The sequence below is a fragment of the Caballeronia zhejiangensis genome (assembly GCF_000698575.1).
Classification (GTDB): Bacteria; Pseudomonadota; Gammaproteobacteria; order Burkholderiales; family Burkholderiaceae; genus Caballeronia; species Caballeronia zhejiangensis.
The window spans coordinates 34,203-53,100 of the sequence record NZ_JFHD01000021.1; the positions used below are offsets into that span (position 1 = coordinate 34,203).

Below are 18,898 nucleotides of genomic sequence, written 5' to 3' on the forward strand. Positions count from 1 at the left end.
TCAGAAGGGCCATACCCAGTCGGCGATTTCCGGCTTGTCGGTGCCGTGCGTATGCGCGTAATCGAGGTGACGGATGATCGCGTTCTTCATGTCCTCCCTCAAGTGCGCGGTCCTTGCCTGCAGGCGCGGCACGCGATCGAGCACATCGATGACGAGATTGAAACGATCGACCTGATTGAGTATCGCCAGTTCGAGCGGCGTGTTGATGTTGCCTTTTTCCTTATAGCCGCGAACGTGCAGATTCTCGTGATTGTGAAAGCGATAAGCGAGCTTGTGAATCAACCACGGATAACCGTGGAAGTTGAAGATCACAGGCTTGTCGAGCGTGAAGAGGCTATCGAATTCACGCGCGCTCGATCCGTGCGGATGCTCGGTGTCGGGCTGCATCTTGAAGAGATCGACTACGTTCACGAAGCGCAATTTCAATTCGGGCAACTGCTCGCGCAGGATCGCCGCGGCGGCTAGCGCTTCTTGCGTCGCGACATCGCCGCAAGAGGCGAGCACGACGTCGGGCTCCTCGCCTTCATCGGTGCTCGCGCGCCGCCATATGCCGATGCCTTTGGCGCAATGAACGATCGCTTCGTCGATGGTCGCGAATTGCAGATGCTTCTGCTTGTCCGCGACGATGATGTTGATGCAGTCGGTCGAGCGCAGACATTGATCGGCCACGACGAGCAGTGTGTTGGCATCGGGCGGCAGATACACGCGCGTGACCGAAGGGCTCTTGTTCGTGACGAGATCGATGAAGCCCGGGTCCTGATGCGAGAAGCCGTTGTGATCCTGCCGCCATACCGTCGATGAAAGCAGAATCGTTTCCGACGAAACCGATGCGCGCCAGGGCACATGGTTCTTGCAGATGTCGAGCCATTTCGCATGTTGATTGAACATCGAATCGATGACATGCGCGAACGCTTCGTACGTGTGGAAGAAACCGTGCCGCCCTGAAAGCAGATAACCTTCGAGCCAGCCGAGCAATGTGTGCTCGGAAAGCATTTCCATCACGCGGCCGTCGCGGGACAACTCGCCGCCGTCTTCGTCTTCGGGTAGAAGGTCGGCCATCCAGACTTTCTTGCTGACTTCATAGATCGCCTGAAGCCGATTCGAGGCCGTTTCATCGGGGCCGAACACGCGGAACCGGTCCATGTTGCAGCGCATGACGTCGCGCAGGAATGCGCCGAGCGGACGGGTATTTTCGTGCAGGAGCTTGCCGGCCTGACCGACATCGACGGCATAGTCGCGGAAATCGGGCAGCTTGAGTTCCTTGCGCAACGTGCCGCCATTCGCATGCGGATTCGCGCTCATGCGCCGTGTGCCAACGGGCGCTATCGATCTGATCTCTTCACGCAGGCGGCCGGTTTCATCGAAGAGTTCTTCGGGCTTATAGCTTTGCATCCAGCGTTCGAGCACGGCGAGATTCGCGGGATTGTTATGCACGTCGGAGAACGGCACCTGATGGGCGCGCCATGAACCTTCGACCTTATGTCCGTTGATTTCCTTCGGACCGGTCCAGCCTTTCGGCGTGCGCAAAACGATCATCGGCCAGCGCGGCCGTTTCACATGGCCATCGTTGCGCGCCTTGTCCCAGATCGCGCGGATGTCGGCGGTCGCGGCATCGAGCGTTTCCGCCATCTTCTTATGCATTTCGTTGTGATCCGATCCCTCGACGAAATAAGGCCGATAACCATAACCGACGAACAAGGCCTCCAGCTCGTCATGACCGATGCGCGCGAGGATCGTCGGATTCGCGATCTTATAGCCGTTGAGATTGAGGATCGGCAGCACCGCGCCATCGCGCGCGGGATTGATGAACTTGTTCGAGTGCCACGCCGTTGCGAGCGGACCGGTTTCCGCTTCGCCGTCGCCGACGACGCACGCGACGATCAACTCCGGATTGTCCAGTGCCGCGCCATAAGCGTGCGAAAGGCTATAGCCGAGTTCGCCGCCTTCATGGATCGATCCCGGCGTTTCGGGCGTCACATGCGAGCCGATATGCCCCGGAAAGGAAAACTGCTTGAAGAACTTCTGCATGCCTTCGGCATCTTCGCTCTTGTCCGGATAGACCTCCGAATACGTGCCTTCGAGATACGCGGGACCGAGCACGCCGGGCGCGCCGTGACCGGGGCCGGCCATGAAGATCACGTCGATGTCGTCGCGCCTGATGACGCGGTTCAGATGCGCCCATACGAACGACAGTGCGGGACTCGCGCCCCAGTGCCCGAGCAGCCGGTGCTTGACGTGTTCGGCCTTCAGCGGTTCGCGCAGCAGCGGGTTATCGGCGAGAAAGATCATGCCCGCCGAAAGATAATTGCACGCGCGCCACCACGCATCGACGAGGCGAAGTTCATCGCCTTCGAGAGCAGAAGAATGCGACGCGCCATTTCTGGAGTGCTTGCTCATCACGAGGTCTCCTTTCATTGAACGTTCACCGGCGATTGCGGGAATGCGATAGACAGGAAACAACCTGTCCTGCACATCAATACTTGATATTGCGTGCTGCCTGTCGTCCCTGTTGCTTCGTGTCGCGTTTGTCGTGACGGCAACTCGCATTCGATTGCTGATTCGCCGCGCGGCAATCCTGTTTCGTATGGCGTGCGTGCTGTCGCGTGTCCTGGCGGACGTCGCGTCCCGCGCGGCGTTGTTGTGCCTGTTCCGTTGCGAAAGAGGCATTCGGTATGGCGCAGACGAGTATTGCAGTGGACAAGGCAATGAGTCGGAGCTTGCGCGCAAACATGATGTGGTCTCCGGAAGATGCGTGAACGGAGTCGATCCGCTCTTCAAGATAGATGCTGCGCGCACAGTTGTGAAACCCGTCATGCAATTCGAGAATCACATTTCGATTCGTTGCACAATTCGTGATTACGATTCGATGGCGTCATTGTCAGGAAACGCACCGCCAAATGAATTAAAATGATTTAAGAGCGCTGAATTTCATTCGACCGTAGCGTCTTTCGGGCATTCGATGACACGTCTTATCCGAAGGTATTGGGTCGCCGGCATCATGGCTTTTGTTGTCGGTAGCTTCGCATCAGCCAGCGAACAGGCTCGCCTGATTCCCAATCAGCGCGTGGCGGCGAATGTGCTGTTCTTTCCCGCGCCAGCCATTGTCTCGACGGAAAGCGTGTCTCGCGTCGGGCCTCGTCATCCGCGATATGCATTCAAGGGCACGATGGACGCGCTCGACGCCATCGCATTGTCGAAGTACGAAAGAAATGTTCATCCCGATCTGAGCCAGCTCGCGCGGGCTTATCCCTTGCCGCTATCGCCCAATTCGGCGCCCGTTCGGGTGCAGCCGCGCGACGACATCACGAACGACACGGACGATTGGCATTTCTCTGCCAATCCGCAGCTCGGCGTGAATCACGAGCATGAAAAGGGCATGACATTCTCGGTGCGCCACGACTTTTAAGCGAACGCCCGAGCCCGTGCTCGCGCGCGATATTTTCAGGTTGCCGGTTATCGTTTCGGTCGCATAAAGTGGATGAGGCATGCGTGTCTTTACCCGACATCGATGGAGCCTCGGCAAATGAAAAAGTTGCTTATGAGCGGTGCGGCCACGATGATCGCTTGCGCGGGCGCGGCCCACGCGCAAAGCAGCGTGACGCTCTACGGCCTCATCGACGCCGGCATCACGTATTCGAACAATCAGATCACGCCGACCGGCGGCGGCCACAGCAATTGGGAACTTAAAAGCGGCCCAGTCCAATACAGCCGATGGGGCTTGCGCGGCGCTGAAGATCTCGGCGGGGGATTGAAAGCTATCTTCAATCTGGAAAGCGGCTTCAATCTGAACAATGGACAATCGTCGGTGAATAACCGCCTCTTCAACCGGCAGGCGTATGTCGGCTTGTCGAGCCGCGATTACGGCGTTATCACGTTCGGCCGTCAGACCGACGACATGGTCGATTTCGTCGCGCCACTATCGTTGACGGGCACGGAGTATGGCGGCACGCATTTCGCACATCCATTCGATATCGATAACCTCAACGATTCGTTCCAGATCAACAACGCCGTGAAGTATCAGAGCCCGGATTTCGCGGGATTCAAGCTCGGTGCGTTATATGGTTTCTCGAACCAGGCCGGCGGATTTTCGAACAATCGTGCGTATAGCTTCGGCATGTCGTATATGTGGGGACCGCTTAGTTTCGGCGCGGGCTTCCTGCAATTGAACAGCGACGCCGCGACGCCGGGGCAACTGAACACCAACGGCGCCGTCACCGATACGACCGGCTCTTCGCTACAGGGCGTGCTCACGACGACGGCCGTTCCGCTAGGCGCGCTGGCGGGCCGTCAGCAGACGTGGGGCGCGGGCGTGAGCTACGCGATCGGCCCGGCGGTGGCGGGCCTCGTCTATACGCAGACGAATCTGACGGAGCTGTTCCAGACCGGCTCTTCGACGCATGTCCAGAACTTCGAAGGCAACGTGCGCTACGCGCTGACGCCCGCCGTCGAACTTTCGGCCGCGTACACGTATTCGCGCGCGGGCGGGCTCGCGGGCGCGGGCAATCCGCACTGGAATCAAGTCAGCGCGATGGCCGGCTATGCCTTCTCGCGGCGCACCGATGTCTACATCCAGGGCGTATGGCAAGGCGTGAGCGCCAGCGCCAATTCACCATTGGGTGTGGCGTGGATCAACGGCCTCACGGCGCCATCGTCGACGAGCAATCAGGTCGAAGCGACGGTCGGCTTGCGGCACCGGTTCTGACTTCGAACGCACGAGGCATCGGCAATGCGTTTGCCCGATGCCGATACTTGCGGCCCCAGCCGGTCACGGGCGGCGCATCTTCATCGGAACAGAAGTTCTCGAACTCGCGCCATGTCTCTTCATAATCGCCTGCGCGCGCGAGCTCGAACTGATGCCCGTCCGTCGCGCACGACGCGAGATTCATGAACTGCTTCAATATCGGCCGGCAGGCGTGGCTGATGTACGGATCGGCTTCCTCGCGCGGCCACTCGTTCGCGGCGATGAGCATCTGACGCCACGCGAGAATGGTTTCGCGGCAGGCGGTGCATTGCGCATCGCCCTGAATGAGCGCGCTCGCTTCGAGCACGGCGATCGCGTGCTCTTCGAACTTCGACAGCTTGATCCACGCGGCGCGCGCGAGCGAATCGGCCTTCCCTTCGCAGAACTCGATGAGCGCGCTGTCGACCTCCGGCGGCGGCTCGAGCTTCATGACGACGCCTTCCTCACGCAGCATCACGCGCACGCCGAAATCCGCGACGAGCATCGCGAGACGGCAACCCCAGCGCATGCTCATGTCGTGAAGCCAGGCTTCATCGGAAGTCCGAAGCGCGGCGGCGATTTCCTCGCGCGCATCTACGAGCCATCGGCTTTGCGCGACTCCGTCTGTTCGACTCATGGCGGCATCTCGATGCGAGTGAAGCAATTAGCTTAACTCGCCGGGCCGGGGCGTGCGCGCGAGCGTGCCAACCACGTCGCGGGCGTGAAAATGCAGAACCGGTTAGCCTCTTCTATCCGCGGATTCGTCGACCAGGAGCGCCATTGAACAGCCCGCAACGCGTGCACGCCGTCGCCTCACCCGCGAGTCCTTGCGACGAACTCGCGATCCGCGCGCAACCCGTCGCCGCCGATCAGCCGTGCCATCGCAAGCGCCTCGCGCTGTCCGCGACGATTCTCGGATCGAGCATGGCGTTCATCGACGGCTCGGTCGTCAACGTCGCGCTGCCGTCGATCCAGAGCGAGCTCGGCGCGAGCATTGCGGCGATGCAGTGGGTCGTCAACGCGTATCTGCTGTTTCTGGGCGCGCTCGTGCTGGTCGGCGGCGCGATGGGCGACAAGCTCGGACGGCGCAAGGTGTTCGTCGCGGGCGTCGCGATCTTCACGGTCGCGTCGGCGGCGTGCGGCTTCGCGCCGGGCACGGGCTGGCTGATCGCGGCGCGCGCATTGCAGGGCATCGGCGCGGCGCTGCTCGTGCCGGGCAGCCTTGCGATCATCGGCGCGGTATTCGACGGCGAGGCGCGCGGCCGCGCGATCGGCACGTGGGCGGGCGTCGGCGCGATCACGTCGTCGGTCGGTCCGGCGGCGGGCGGCTGGCTCGTCGATGCAATTTCGTGGCGCGCGATTTTTTTCCTCAACGTGCCGCTCGCGGCCGCGACGATCGCGCTGGCGATGGCTTCCGTGCCCGACAGCCACGACGCCGACGCGCCGCCAACCCTCGACTGGCCCGGCGCGGCGAGCACGGCAGCGGGCCTCGCGATGCTGACCTACGGTCTCACGGAAGCGCCGTCGCGCGGTTTCGCCGATCCGCTCGTGCTCGGGATGATCGGCGCGGGCATCGTGCTGCTCGCCGCGTTCATCGCGATCGAAGCCAAATCGCGCGATCCGATGGTCCCGCTCGACATCTTCCGTTCGCGCGATTTCAGCGGCGCGAATATCGTCACGCTGCTGCTGTACTTCGGGCTCGGCGGCGTGCTGTTTTTCCTGCCGTACACGCTGATTCGCGCATACGGTTTCACCGCGACGGAAGCGGGCGCGGCGGTGTTGCCGATGCCGCTCATCATCGGTTTGCTGTCGCGTTTCACGGGCGGGCTGACGAGCCGCTTCGGCGCGCGTGCGCTCCTGATCGCCGGTCCGTGCGTGGCGGGTCTGGGCTTCGCGATGCTCGCGCTGCCGTTCGTCGCGGGCAGCTACTGGATGGGCTTTCTGCCAGCGCTCGTCGTGCTCGGGCTCGGCATGACGATCACCGTCGCGCCGCTGACGACGACCGTGATGGCATCGGCGGGAAGCGAGCGCGCGGGCATCGCGTCGGGCATCAACAACGCGGTCGCGCGCGTGGCGAGCCTGCTCGCGATCGCGGTGCTCGGCATCGTGTTCGTGTGGTCGCACGACGCGGCTTTGTCGGCGCGGCTCGATCGGCTGCATGTACCGCGCGACAGCATGCGCGCGCTGGACGCCCAGCCGAAGTCCGAAGCGTCATCGGCGCCGCTCGCCCGCGCGCAAGCCGATGCCATCGCCGATGCGTTGCGCGCCGTCGCCGCGCTCTCCGCCGCGTGTGCGTTTGCGGCGGCGGGCGCGGCGGCTGCGACGATCCAGCGCCGCAAATGAAAAAACCCGATGCCGGCGCTGAACCGGACATCGGGATTCGAAAGTACCGCTGCGAGGCTTTCGTTATCGGCCCGCGTGGGCCGGTTGTTGTTCGATCGACTTGGCGCGCTTCTGCAATTCTTCGGTGGTGTCGCCTTCGCCGTTCGGCAGCCAGCCCGGAGGACGCAGCAGGAAGCCGACCGCATCCGACACGCTCTTCGCGTTGTACATGTCCTTCGCGAGGCTGACCCAGTGCTGCATCTCGACGACGATCGGGTTATGCGACGTCACCGGCGTCGTCAGGCCGTAGACACACGGCTCATCGGCGCGCTCTTCCACGTACGTTCCGAACAGGCGATCGAAGATGACGAGCACGCCGCCGAAGTTCGCATCGAGATATGTCGCGTTCGATGCATGGTGCACACGATGCGCCGACGGCGTGTTGAACACATATTCGAGCCAGCCGAGCTTCGGAATCCACGTTGCGTGCAGCCAGAACTGATAGAGGAGGTTGATCGACACGACCGCGAGCACCACGTCGGGCTTCACGCCGAACCACACGAGCGGAGTGAAGAAGATGGCCGAGCCCGCGATCTTGGTGGTCCAGCCCAACCGATACGCCGACGACAGCGTCAACTGGTTCGGCGAATGATGCACCGCGTGATTCGCCCAGAAGAAGCGGATCGTGTGCGACGCGCGGTGATACCAGTAGTAGCAGAACTCCTGTCCGATGAAGAGCAGGAACAGCGTGAGCGCCGTGTTCGTCGTGACCGTGTGGATGCGATGCTCCCACGCGAAGTTGAAGACGGGCGTCGCGAGCGAGAGCGGCAGGAACGCGAGGAGCTTGCGGCCGACGAGATCGACGAGCGAGATCCAGGTCTCGTGCCAGTCGAACGCCTTGTCGGTGCCCTTGTACTTGAAATGCAGGACGACGGCCTCGAGCAGCGACGCGGTGAGGACGATGCCCATCACGTACATCGAGATTTTTCCGAGCAGTTCCAGTTCCATGATTGTTCGCCTTGGTGGGTGGTTGCGAATGAACCCATTGTGGCGATCGGCCCGGTTAAAAACCACGCGCAAACTATTTCACGGAATGTCACGGCCCGCCCGCCAAGCCTTGCGGCACAAGGGGCGGGCCTCTCGGACCAGTTATTTCAAGGCATGTCGCGCGGCAAGGATCAGAATTCGACGCGCGCGTTGAGCGAGAGCGTGCGCGGCTCGCCCGGCTGGATGTAATCGGCATACTGGAATTCCCAGTAACGGCGATTCGTCAGATTGTCGATAGCCGCGCGCAGCCCGACGTTATGTCCGGCGATGCGCGTCGTGTAGGTGGCGCCGAGGTTCATCACCAGATAGCCCGGCACCTTGATGTCGCCGGACGGACTGAGGCTCGTGTTGCCGGTGAATTTCGCATCGGCGCCGAGCGTCAGGCCCGGAACGACGGGCACCGCGTAATTCACGTGCGCCGCCGCGACGAATCCCGGCGCGCCCGCGACGCGATTGCCGTTGTTGGTCGAGCCTTTCTCGTAGTGCGTCGCGATCCACATCAGATCGGCGCCGACGGTCCAGTCCCGGCCGAGACGCACGTCCGCGCCCGCTTCGGCACCCTGAAAGATCGACTCGCCGTCCTCGACGAAGACGTTGTCGCTGTTGGCATACTGCGCGCCGCGCTCGATGCGGAACAGCGCGGCCGTCGCGCTCCAGCGTGCGTTCTGGCTCTTCACGCCGACTTCGTATTGCTTGCTGCGCAGCGGCTTGAGCAATTGCCCGGCGTTCGCATAGGTGTCGCCGACGACGTTGCCCGCTTCGAGCGATTCGACATAGCTCGCATAGAGCGTCGTGCCCGGCGTGAGTTTGTACATCAGCGCGACGGTTGGCGTGAGCACGCCGTTTTGCGTGTACGTCGACGACGTGCTGCCGTCGAGGCCGTAACCGTGCTGCTCGTAGTTCGTGTAGCGCAGGCCGCCGAGCACGGACCAGCGCTCGGTCAGCGCGATCGTGTCGCTCGCGAACAGCGCCTTCTGCGTGACGTCGGCGGCGCGATAGGTGTAGAAGCCGGAGCTGTCGTAACGATTCACGTTCGGCTGATAGAGATTGCCCGTGCCGAGCTGCGCATAGAAGGAGTTCGCGCCGTAGTCGGTCGTCTGCTTCTGGTAATCAGCGCCGAACACGAGCTGATGCCTGAGCGGTCCCGTCTTCACGAGACCTTCGGCCATCACGCGGAACGTGTTCAGCTGATGCCCTTCCTTGCCTTCGAAGCGATAGTCGTCGTAATCGCCTGCCTGATCGAGCAGATACCAAGTGCCTTCGTTGCGATAGCGCGTGCTCTTGCTGAAGCTGTACGTCGCCGAGAGCGTCCAGTCCGGGCTCAGGTTGTAATGCAGGCCGGCGGTGTAGATCTGCAGGTTGGTGTTCAGATGCTGATCGGGCGTCTGCAGCGTGCTGCTGCCGCCGGACAGCGTCGCCGGCAGCGACGTGCCGGTATATCGCGCGGTCGAAATCGCCGTCGTGATGCCGGACGCATGCCGCTCCTGATACAGCGCGCCGAAGGTCGCGGTGAGATCGCGGGTCAGGCGCGCGTCGGCGGCGAGCGAGAAGGAATCGCGCCGCACGTTGCCGTCGTTGTACGTCTTGCCTTCCTCGTGCGTCGCGTTGAAGCGGTAGCCGACCACGCTGTCCGGGCCGACGCGCCCGCCGAGATCAAGATGCTCGGTCCAGACCGACGTCGAGCGATAGCCGACATCGACGCTCGCGATCTGCTTTTCGGTCGCGGGCGGCTTTTTCGTCACGTAGTTCACGACGCCACCCGGCGCGCCGAAGCCGTACATGAAGCCCGACAGCCCTTTCAGCAGTTCGACGCTTTCGAGCTGCTCGTAAGGCATCGTGATGCCGTAACCGTTGTACGGCTGGCCGTCGAGCTTGAAGCCGTTCTGCCAGTCGAGCTGCATGCCGCGCACGGTGATGTAGCTCGCCCACGCGTTGTACGGATTGCTGTTGTCCGACACGGAAGCGTCCTGCGCGAAGACGTCGCCGAGCTTGTTGGCCTGCCGGTCGGCGAGCTCCTCGCCGGTGACGATCGTCGTCGAGAAGGGCGTCTCCAGTTGCGTGCGCGAGCCGAGCGCGCCGCTCGACACGTCGTCGCGCAGATGCTGCAGCGTGTCCTGCGACGCGGTGACGGACACCGCCGGCAGCGACGCCTCGTGGGGTTGATCGGCGGCTTGCGCGCCGTCGCTGCCTTGCGCCATCGCGGACTGGCTCATCGCGAAGAGCAGCAGGGCGGCGAGGGTCGAAGGCCGCATCGTCGATGTGGCCGGGAATGCGCGCGAGCGCGTCGCTGATTTCATGGTCTGTCCGTCGTCGTTTGAAGTTGTTTTAAATGCGAATCGTTCGCATTATCTGGCGACGGCATTCTGCCCTGAACATCGCGAGCTTGTAAACTTTTGCTCCACTGTCGGCACGGATTCGTGACAAAAAATGGTAAGCAGCTTACGAGAAGCTTGTGTGGCCGATCAGTCGTCGATAGAATTGCGAACAATTCCTATTTACATCACGTCGAAAAGATGATCGCCGTCGCGCACGACTATCGCTCCGAGGAGCGGGCATGAGGCCGGTTCTGGTTCGCCTGCATCGCTGGCTCGGCGTCGCGACCGCGCTCTTTCTCTTCGTCTCGGGTCTGACCGGCGCGATCATCGCGTGGGATCACGAGATCGACGCGCTGCTGAATCCGTCGTTCTTCAACGCGCGCACCGATGCGCCCGCGCTTCCGCCGCTCGAACTCGCGCGGCGCGTCGAAGCGGCCGATCCGCGCGTCGAGGTGACGTACCTGCCGCTCGGCATCGAGCCGGGGCACACCGCGCAGATGATGGTGATGCCGCGCACGAATCCGGCGACGAACGCGCCGTTCGACGTGCCGTACAACCAGATCGCCGTCGATCCCGCGACGGGGCAGGTGCAGGCGCAGCGCATGTGGGGCGCGGTGTCGCTCGCGCGCATCGATCTGATGCCGTTCCTCTACAAGCTGCACTACACGCTGCATTTGCCGGTCGTCGGCGGCTTCGATATCGGCACGTGGCTCATCGGCATCGTGGGCATTCTCTGGTTCTTCGATAGCGGCATCGCGCTGATTCTGTCGTTTCCGAGCGTGAAGGCGTGGCGCAAGTCGTTCGCGTTCCGCGTGAAGCGCGGCGGCTACGCGCTGACGTTCGACCTGCATCGCTCGGGCGGCGTGTGGATCTGGGGCCTTCTGCTCGTCATGGCGCTCACCTCGATCTCGATGAATCTTTCCGAACCCGTGATGCGCCCGGTCGTATCGATGTTCTCGAAGCTTTCGCCTTCTTTCCTCGACAACCCCGAACTCGTGCGCGCCGGCCCGCCGGGCAAGGCGCCAGCCACGCGCGAGCAGATTCTGGAGATGGCCGCCCGCGACGCGAAACGCGAGAACCTGACCGAACCGCCGGGCGCGCTCTACTACGCGCCGATGTTCAAGGCTTACGGCGTCGGTTTCTTCGCGCCGGGGCACGATCACGGCGACGTCGGTCTCGGCAACGCCTGGCTGTACTACAACGCCCAGACGGGCGCGCTCGCGGGATCGACGATTCCGGGCCGCGGCTCGGCCGGCGACATCTTCATGCAGGCGCAGTTTCCGCTGCACTCGGGGCGCATCGTCGGCCTCGGCGGACGGATTCTCGTGAGCGCCGTGGGCATCGCGGTCGCGGTGCTCAGCGCGACGGGGCTCATCATCTGGTCCAGGAAGCGCGCGGCGCGCCGTCATTCGGCTGCCGTCGCCGATGCGCGGTCGGCACGTTCAATGACTTCGTAAATCCGAGGACCCTCGCATAAAGCGCGATTCAAAAGCCTGACGCGCGTCAGACGTTGCGTTCCGACAAATCTCTCGTTATCGGAATGATAACGACTCTTATTTGCAATATAATGCGGCGCACAACGGCCTCGGGCTGTCGCGCGCTTGCGCGGCTTGCTTCGACGCTCAGAACAATGCCGCCCGGATTCCATTCGCGCCCCGGGACGGAAGACCGACCAACACCGACGTTCCTCCTCTGATTCATGCCCGTTTCCCGTGTTTCCACCTTGCAGGCCACGCCTGCGAAGGCGCTCGTCCGTCGCGCGTCGAGCGTAGCCATCGTCGCGGCTGTCGCGGCGGTGTTTTCCTTGTCCGCTCACGCGCAATCGTCCGGCGCAAGCAACGCTGAAGGCGCGAATTCGCCCGCCGAGAGCACGCTGCCCGCCGTCAAGGTTCAGGCGTCGAAGGAACAGTTGCCCGGCGATCTCGCGCCGACCTACGCTGGCGGCCAGGTCGCGCGCGGCGCGGATTTCGGGGTGCTCGGCCAGCAAAAGATGATCGACGTGCCGTTCAGCATGACGACGTACACGTCGAAGCTGATCGAGGACCAGCAGGCGCGCACGCTTTCGGACGTGCTCGCGAACGATCCGGCGGTGCGTACGGCGTTCGGCTTCGGCAACTTCTCCGAGGTGTACATCATTCGCGGGTTCGAGCTGCAAGGCGATGACGTCTCGCTCAACGGTCTCTACGGCATCACGCCGCGTCAGCTCGTCTCGACGGATGCGCTCGAACGCGTCGATGTGTTCAAGGGCGCGAACGCGTTTCTGAACGGCGCATCGCCGAACGGCTCGGCGGTGGGCGGCGGGCTGAATCTGCAACTCAAGCGCGCCGACGACAAGCCGCTCACGCGCGTGACGATCGATGGCGAGACGTCCGGTACGATCGGCGCGCATGTCGATGTCGGCCGCAGATTTGGCAGCGAAGGGCAGTTCGGCATCCGCGTGAATCAGGCGAATCACGACGGCGAGACGTCGATCGACAACGAACATCGGCGGGATAACACGACCGCCGTGGCGCTCGACTGGCGCGGCGACAAACTGCGTCTGTACGCCGATTTCCTGTATCAGCGCCAGCGCGTGAACGGCGGCCGCTCGACGGTCTACGACTACGCCAACTACATTCCCGAACCGCCGTCGGCGTCGCACAACTACGGGCAGTCGTGGAACTACAGTTCGATCGAAGACACGGTCGGCATCCTGCGCGCCGAATACGATTTCCTGCCCGGCTGGACGGCTTACGTGACGGGCGGCGCGCGTCATACGGACGAGCACGGCGAGTATTCGTCGCCGAGCATCAATACGACGGGCGTCACGCAATCGCGTCTCGGCGTGCCGCACAAGGAAGACGGCACTTCCGCCGAAGCCGGCGTGCGCGGTCACTTCAACACCGGCCCGGTGTCGCACTTCGTGACGGCGGGCGCGTCGATCGTGCGCGTCGATTCGAGGTCGGCGTACACGTACAGCGGCTCGTGGGCGTCGAGCATCTACGACACGCCGCAGGTTCCGTATCCGGCGACGATCGGGCAGGCGGGCAATCTCGCCGATCCGCAAACCACGTCGCTCAGCCTGCTGCGCAGCGTCTCGATCTCCGACACGCTCGGCTTCCTCAACGACCGCGTGCTGTTCACGGTCGGCGTGCGTCATCAGGACATCCACGCGAACAACTTCGACTACACGGGCGTTCAAACCGAGGCCTACAACGACTCGGTGACGACGCCGCTGTTCGGTCTCGTCGTGAAGCCGTGGCAGAACGTGTCGTTCTTCGCGAACCATAGCGAAGCGCTGACGATAGGCGAGGCGGCGCCGTCAACCGCGGTCAACACCGGGCAACTGCTGCCGCCGGAGAAGTCGAAGCAATGGGAAGTCGGCGCAAAGTATGACAACGGCCAGTACGGCGCGTCGATCGCGGCGTTCCAGATCGAAAAGCCGTTGACCTACACGAACACGTCGAACGTTTTTGTCTCGGACGGCACGCAGCGCCATCGCGGTATCGAGGCGTCGGTGTTCGGCGAGCCGGTGCGCGGCGTGCGCCTGATCGCGGGCGCGACGTATATCCACGCGACGCAATACGGTCTCGGCGACGCCTCCCTGGACGGCAATAAGCCGATCGGCGTGCCGACGTTCATGTTCAACGTGAACGCGGAGTACGACGTGCCGATGCTCAACGGCCTCACGCTGACGGCGCGCTGGATCTATACCGGGTCGCAGTATCTGAACACGACCAACACGCTGTCGATTCCGCACTGGAACCGCTTCGACCTCGGCGCGCGTTACGCGACCGTGATCTATGGCAAGCCGACGACGTTCCGCGCGAGCGTGCTCAACGTCGCGAACAAGTCGTATTGGGCTTCGACGATCGGCGGTTATCTGACGCAAGGCGCGCCGCGCACGGTGCTGCTGTCGGTGACGACGGATTTCTGATCGCGTCGATAGCAAGCGAAAAACGCCGCGCGTTCGTGAGGACGCGCGGCGTTTCCATTTTGGGGCCCGAGGCAATAAATACTCGGGAGCCGGCCGTTTACCGAGCGCAGTTCAAAACGGGGTCACATAAGTTGTTGATTTTTATGACAGAATACGCAAAGTGCGAGCGGGGCGTCGAGTAAATCTTGCGCATCCCGCCCGGTTTCAACGTTTATCTCTGTGAGGTTAGGTGATATGGGAAGTCTCAGCATCGGGCATTGGCTCATCGTCTTGGCTATCGTCGCGCTCGTTTTCGGCACCAAAAAGCTGCGTAGCGTCGGTTCCGATCTCGGCGGCGCGGTCAAGGCTTTCAAGGATGGCGTGGGCGAAAGCGCGACGCCGGCCGCCAATGCAACGGCGACCATCGACGTCCCGGCCAAGGATGTGACCGCACGATAAGTTGCGCGCGATGATCGCTCAATCGATGTTCTTCACGCAGCGAAATCCCGCATAGACGTACTGGTAATGCCCCTGGAACCAGTTGCGGAAGCTCGGCCGCAACATGCACGCCGCCGTGCGGGCCGAGCCGCCCTTTATCACGAAGTGCTTGCCGTCGAAGAAATTCGCCGAATAGCCGAGATAAAACGGAAACGGCTCGAAGCCGTTCAGCGGGCCGAATTCCGTCGACGTCCATTCCCAGCCGTTGCCGAATTGCCCTTCGACGCCGAACTCGCTGCGATTCTCCGGATGCGCCTGCACCGGCGCCGGGTCCCATCGGCGGAAATCGAAGTTGCCTTCCGCGACATGCGGCGCGCCCGATGCGGCGCGCTGCCATTGCGCCTCGGTCGGCAACGACTTGCCCGCCCAGCGCGCGTACGCCTTCGCTTCGGCGTAGCTCACGTAGACGGGCCAGTCGGGCGGCAGCGCGATTTCGTCGAACATCGTGCGTAGCTGCCATGCGTTCGCGTCGTCGCCGGGAATCCAGAACGCCGGGTGCGCGATGCGCTGCTCTTCCTTCCACGCCCAGTCGGCGTCGTCCCAGTAATCGCGATTCCAGTAACCGCCTGCATCGATGAAACGCAGATAGTCGCCGTTCGTGACCATATGGCGGTCTATCTCGAACGCGGGCACCTCGATGCGTTCCTCGCCGAACTCGTTGTCCCAGCCGAACAGGCCGCTTTCCCGCGTCAGCCCGAGCGTCGTGCTGCCCGCCGGCACGCGCACGCTTTCGTGTGACAGATCGCGATCCGACGAACGTTCCGAAAACGCATTCGATGGCGCGATTTTTCTATCGACCGGCAATTGATGCAGCATGTACGCGAGCGTTTCCGCGTGCATCAGCCGATGCTCGATCGCCACTTCGAGCAGCTTCGCGGGCGGCTCGTCTGCCGAAAGCGGCGCCGCGGCGATCCTGATCGGATCGAAATGCGCGTCGATCTCGGCGCGAACCGTGTCGCGATACGCGCGCACTTCGTCGAGCGAAGGCCAGTCGGACGGTTGATCGGTCGGCAGGCCGCCGTCCACCGGATCGATCCCGAAAGCGAAAAGCTGGTCGTAGGCGGGATTCGGGCTCGGCAGATCGAAGAGCCGCTGATCGAGCAGATTGCGGTCGAAGGCTTCGAGATGCCCGATATAGAAAACGATGCGATGCCGCTCGGCGATCGGCCTGTCGTAAAGGTGCTCGGGCTTGACGACATTGAAAAGCTCGTCGGTGACGCGGCGCGCTTCGGCGAGGCGCTCGAGCAGCGGATGACGCAGGGAAGGTTCGCGGTTCATGTCGCCCAATCTCCGTGGCTGGCCAGTGGCTTCGCAATCGACCAAAACGCGCGCCGTAGCGCGCGTCGGTCGAATCGAAAAGACTAAACCCTAGCGAAGCGCATGCCAACAGAAAAATAGGCGGCGATTATTCGGGCCGACGCAATAATCGCAGACGATGTCCCGTCAGACGGCGCGCAGCGCGTCGAAGTCGCGAATGCGGATGAACTTGCCCTGCGTCTCGATGAGGCCCGCCTTGTCGAAACGCGACAGGGTGCGGCTCACGGTTTCGAGCGTCATGCCGAGATAGCTGCCCATGTCGTCGCGCGTCATACGCAGCGTGAATTCCGACGACGCGTAACCGCGCTTCGACAGCCGCGACGAAAGATCGAGCAGCAGCCGCGCGACGCGCTCGTCGGCCCGCAGCATGCCGAGCCGCACGACGTGATTCGCCTCGCGGTTCACCGCGTGACTCATCATGCGATGCAGGCGCTTTTGCAGCGCGTCGGTTTCGCGGCACATGCGCTCGAAAAGCGAATACGGCACGACGCAGACGGAGCTGTCTTCGAGCGCGATCGCATCGCACGTATGCTCGCCTTCCTCGATGCCTTCGAAACCGAGCGCATCGCCCGCGAGCAGCAGCCCCGTCACCTGCTCGCGGCCGCCGTCGTGCGTGATGACCGTCTTGATCGACCCGGAGCGCACGGCGAACAGGGCATCGAAGCGGTCGCCCGCGCGAAAGAGCGCGTCGCCGCGCTTGACCTTGCGCGTCACCGAAATGATGTTCTCCAGCTTGGCGATGTCGTTCGCGCACAGGCCTTCGGGCATGCACAGATGACGCATCGCGCACGTGGAGCAGTGCGCCGAATTGCGGCGCGCACGGGAAAGTTCGGACACGACGGACATTTTGGGCTTCGTTTTGTTGATGAATGACAAAACGATTCTCCCATAGGGCAACCATTGGCCCGCGTGAAAAATTGACGCGGGCACGGCATCGGTCAAACTTTTTTACCTTACTGGGTTGCTTTTTTACCGAGATCGCCAATGGTCGACGGAATCAGCGCCGATGCTTTTTTGCGATAGGTCGATCTGGCGCAAGGCAGGCCGTACAATTCGTGGTTCTTCTGCATCAGCGTCCGCTTAACAAACGGCGGCGCGATCTCTTTTTAGCACTTCTCCATCCCGCCCGCCCGACCGTGACTCAATCGCCGCCTGCTTTACCGTTCAGAACCGCTCTCTACGCGATGCTCGGCATCGGCCTCGTCAACATGCTCGTCGCGCTCGATCAGACGGTGGTCAGCACCGCGCTGCCGTCGATCGTGGCGGAGCTGCACGGCTTCGAGTTCTACGCGTGGATCGCGAGCGCGTATCTGCTGGCGTCGGTCGTGACGGTGCCGGTGTTCGGGCGGCTCGGCGACTACTTCGGCCGCAAGCGCTTCGTGATCGCCGCGGTGATTACGTTCACGGTCGCGTCGGTGCTGTGCGGCCTCGCGCCCAGCATGTTGTTCCTCGTGCTCGCGCGCGGGCTGCAGGGCGTCGGCGGCGGGATGATGGTCGGCACCGCGTTCGCGTCGATTCCCGATCTGTTCCCCGATCCGCGCGCCCGCGTGCGTTGGCAGGTCGTGCTCGCGGCGGCTTACGGCATCGGCACGGCGGCCGGGCCGTCGCTCGGCGGCTGGATGAGCCAGCACTGGGGCTGGCGCTCGACGTTTCTCGTCAATCTGCCGGTCGGCGCGGCGGCGCTGTATTTCATCTGGGCGCATCTGCCGAACCTGCATCGGCCGCGCGAGGGCGGCGTGAAGATCGACTGGACGGGCGCGGCGCTCGTCGCGCTGGTGCTCGGCGGCTTTCAGGCGCTGATCGAGGCGCTGCCGCAGGACGGGCTGACGGCCGCCAATGTCGCGCTCGGCATCGGCGTGGCGGTGTGCGCGGTGGCGCTCCTGATCTGCGAGCGGCGCGCGACGCATCCGATCATCCCGCTCGACATTTTCCGCGACGCGCAGATGAACACGCTCTTCACGCTCTCGTTTCTCGCGGGCTTCGTGATGTTCTCGCTGATCTTCTTCGCGCCGCTCCTGCTGCAAGGCGGCTTCGGCCTGTCGCCGCAGGCCGCGGGTCTGCTCGCGACGCCGATCGCCGCGTGCATCGCGCTCGGCAGCTTCATCAACACGCGCATCGTGATTCACATGAAGAAGCCGGTGAATATCCTGTCGATCGGCTTCACGCTGCTCTTGATCGCGTCGGTCGGACTCGCGTTCGCGCGCGAATCGACGCCGCACGTGTGGATCGAATTGCCGATGGCCGCGACCGGCATCGGCCTCGGCTTCATCCTCAACAACATGAATATCTTCGGGCAGGAGATCGCGGGCCGCGAGCGCTTCGGCATCACGACGGCGCTCCTGCAATCGACGCGCATGGTCGGCGGGATGATGGGCACGAGCATCGTCGGGACGATCGTCGCGCATCACTATGCGAGCGTCGTGGCGCGTACGGTGAGCGTGCTCGGGCCGTCGGTGTCGGCGCAGTGGCTGCCGCGGCTGTCGGATCCGCGCATTCTCGTCGATGAAGCGTTGCGCGAGCGCATCCTTGCCGAACTGGGCGCGGCCGGTCTCGACGGGCCCGCGCTCTTCGATGCCGCCCGCGACGCGCTCGTGCAGTCGATCCACATCGGCGTGCTGCTGACGGCCGTCGCCGCGCTCGTGGCGGCGCTGCTGGTGCGGCGCATCGCGCACATCACGTTCAGGAAGTCCGCGACGCCCGTCGCCAAAACCTGAGGCGCTTCCTTTCGCAAGTGGTGCGTCGCGCCTATAGTTTCTGGCGTCAACGCAAGACCGGTTTTCGCTT

General features: G+C 63.1%; 14 protein-coding genes. 7 read left to right on the forward strand and 7 right to left on the reverse strand.

Going from position 1 to position 18,898, the window contains the following annotated elements; translation table 11 throughout:
* Both BG60_RS23410 and BG60_RS23415 read right to left on the reverse strand, forming a co-directional pair.
* A complete protein-coding gene (locus BG60_RS23410; protein ID WP_008352857.1) occupies positions 1-2,397 on the reverse strand; it encodes a phosphoketolase family protein in 2,397 nt (798 codons plus the stop codon).
* A gap of 76 nt (positions 2,398-2,473) precedes the next feature.
* Positions 2,474-2,731 carry a hypothetical protein gene (locus tag BG60_RS23415; protein WP_033536715.1) on the reverse strand — a complete coding sequence of 86 codons (258 nt, stop codon included), beginning with the start codon at positions 2,729-2,731 and terminating at the stop codon, positions 2,474-2,476.
* A 267-nt stretch (positions 2,732-2,998) separates the two neighbouring features.
* Here BG60_RS23415 and BG60_RS23420 point away from each other — a divergent pair, with 267 nt between their 5' ends.
* Together BG60_RS23420 and BG60_RS23425 are read left to right on the forward strand one after the other, a co-directional pair.
* The gene (locus BG60_RS23420; protein ID WP_008352859.1) at positions 2,999-3,406 is read left to right on the forward strand and encodes a hypothetical protein; all 408 of its coding nucleotides are present in this window, start codon (positions 2,999-3,001) and stop codon (positions 3,404-3,406) included.
* Positions 3,407-3,523: 117 nt separating this feature from the next.
* Complete coding sequence (locus BG60_RS23425) at positions 3,524-4,702, forward strand: porin (protein ID WP_008352860.1); 1,179 nt, start codon at positions 3,524-3,526, stop codon at positions 4,700-4,702.
* On the opposite strand, the gene BG60_RS23430 is transcribed toward BG60_RS23425, so the two are convergent.
* A complete protein-coding gene (locus tag BG60_RS23430) occupies positions 4,638-5,357 on the reverse strand; it encodes a hypothetical protein (protein ID WP_033536702.1) in 720 nt (239 codons plus the stop codon). The genes BG60_RS23425 and BG60_RS23430 overlap by 65 nt on opposite strands.
* A gap of 143 nt (positions 5,358-5,500) precedes the next feature.
* Here BG60_RS23430 and BG60_RS23435 point away from each other — a divergent pair, with 143 nt between their 5' ends.
* Positions 5,501-7,063: an MFS transporter gene (locus BG60_RS23435; protein ID WP_008352861.1), complete on the forward strand. Its 1,563-nt coding sequence runs from the start codon at positions 5,501-5,503 to the stop codon at positions 7,061-7,063.
* Positions 7,064-7,126: 63 nt separating this feature from the next.
* On the opposite strand, the gene BG60_RS23440 is transcribed toward BG60_RS23435, so the two are convergent.
* Positions 7,127-8,050, reverse strand: coding sequence for a sterol desaturase family protein (locus tag BG60_RS23440; RefSeq protein ID WP_008352862.1), 924 nt, complete (start codon positions 8,048-8,050; stop codon positions 7,127-7,129).
* Positions 8,051-8,220: 170 nt separating this feature from the next.
* Positions 8,221-10,386 carry a TonB-dependent siderophore receptor gene (locus tag BG60_RS23445; protein WP_008352863.1) on the reverse strand — a complete coding sequence of 722 codons (2,166 nt, stop codon included), beginning with the start codon at positions 10,384-10,386 and terminating at the stop codon, positions 8,221-8,223.
* 257 nt (positions 10,387-10,643) lie between these two features.
* On the opposite strand from BG60_RS23445, the gene BG60_RS23450 reads away from it, so the two are divergent.
* From BG60_RS23450 to tatA, 3 genes are all read left to right on the forward strand, one after another.
* A complete protein-coding gene (locus BG60_RS23450) occupies positions 10,644-11,861 on the forward strand; it encodes a PepSY-associated TM helix domain-containing protein (protein ID WP_008352866.1) in 1,218 nt (405 codons plus the stop codon).
* Between the two features lie 242 nt (positions 11,862-12,103).
* Positions 12,104-14,320, forward strand: coding sequence for a TonB-dependent receptor (locus tag BG60_RS23455; RefSeq protein ID WP_033536703.1), 2,217 nt, complete (start codon positions 12,104-12,106; stop codon positions 14,318-14,320).
* Between the two features lie 234 nt (positions 14,321-14,554).
* Positions 14,555-14,758, forward strand: coding sequence for a Sec-independent protein translocase subunit TatA (tatA, locus tag BG60_RS23460; protein WP_008352869.1), 204 nt, complete (start codon positions 14,555-14,557; stop codon positions 14,756-14,758).
* An 18-nt stretch (positions 14,759-14,776) separates the two neighbouring features.
* On the opposite strand, the gene BG60_RS23465 is transcribed toward tatA, so the two are convergent.
* Both BG60_RS23465 and BG60_RS23470 read right to left on the reverse strand, forming a co-directional pair.
* Complete coding sequence (locus BG60_RS23465) at positions 14,777-16,075, reverse strand: SUMF1/EgtB/PvdO family nonheme iron enzyme (RefSeq protein WP_008352871.1); 1,299 nt, start codon at positions 16,073-16,075, stop codon at positions 14,777-14,779.
* Between the two features lie 165 nt (positions 16,076-16,240).
* The gene (locus tag BG60_RS23470; protein WP_008352872.1) at positions 16,241-16,960 is read right to left on the reverse strand and encodes a helix-turn-helix domain-containing protein; all 720 of its coding nucleotides are present in this window, start codon (positions 16,958-16,960) and stop codon (positions 16,241-16,243) included.
* A 338-nt stretch (positions 16,961-17,298) separates the two neighbouring features.
* Here BG60_RS23470 and BG60_RS23475 point away from each other — a divergent pair, with 338 nt between their 5' ends.
* On the forward strand, positions 17,299-18,828 hold the full coding sequence (locus BG60_RS23475; protein ID WP_008352874.1) for an MFS transporter: 1,530 nt from the start codon (positions 17,299-17,301) through the stop codon (positions 18,826-18,828).
* Positions 18,829-18,898: the final 70 nt, after the last annotated feature.

Excerpts from the sequence above, each read along its gene's own strand:
- BG60_RS23410 (WP_008352857.1), bottom strand. The coding sequence starts at position 2,397 with ATGAGCAAGCACTCCAGAAATGGCGCGTCGCATTCTTCTGCTCTCGAA.
- BG60_RS23415 (WP_033536715.1), bottom strand. The coding sequence starts at position 2,731 with ATGTTTGCGCGCAAGCTCCGACTCATTGCCTTGTCCACTGCAATACTC.
- BG60_RS23420 (WP_008352859.1), top strand. The coding sequence starts at position 2,999 with ATGGCTTTTGTTGTCGGTAGCTTCGCATCAGCCAGCGAACAGGCTCGC.
- BG60_RS23425 (WP_008352860.1), top strand. The coding sequence starts at position 3,524 with ATGAAAAAGTTGCTTATGAGCGGTGCGGCCACGATGATCGCTTGCGCG.
- BG60_RS23430 (WP_033536702.1), bottom strand. The coding sequence starts at position 5,357 with ATGAGTCGAACAGACGGAGTCGCGCAAAGCCGATGGCTCGTAGATGCG.
- BG60_RS23440 (WP_008352862.1), bottom strand. The coding sequence starts at position 8,050 with ATGGAACTGGAACTGCTCGGAAAAATCTCGATGTACGTGATGGGCATC.
- BG60_RS23445 (WP_008352863.1), bottom strand. The coding sequence starts at position 10,386 with ATGAAATCAGCGACGCGCTCGCGCGCATTCCCGGCCACATCGACGATG.
- BG60_RS23450 (WP_008352866.1), top strand. The coding sequence starts at position 10,644 with ATGAGGCCGGTTCTGGTTCGCCTGCATCGCTGGCTCGGCGTCGCGACC.
- BG60_RS23455 (WP_033536703.1), top strand. The coding sequence starts at position 12,104 with ATGCCCGTTTCCCGTGTTTCCACCTTGCAGGCCACGCCTGCGAAGGCG.
- tatA (WP_008352869.1), top strand. The coding sequence starts at position 14,555 with ATGGGAAGTCTCAGCATCGGGCATTGGCTCATCGTCTTGGCTATCGTC.
- BG60_RS23465 (WP_008352871.1), bottom strand. The coding sequence starts at position 16,075 with ATGAACCGCGAACCTTCCCTGCGTCATCCGCTGCTCGAGCGCCTCGCC.
- BG60_RS23470 (WP_008352872.1), bottom strand. The coding sequence starts at position 16,960 with ATGTCCGTCGTGTCCGAACTTTCCCGTGCGCGCCGCAATTCGGCGCAC.
- BG60_RS23475 (WP_008352874.1), top strand. The coding sequence starts at position 17,299 with ATGCTCGGCATCGGCCTCGTCAACATGCTCGTCGCGCTCGATCAGACG.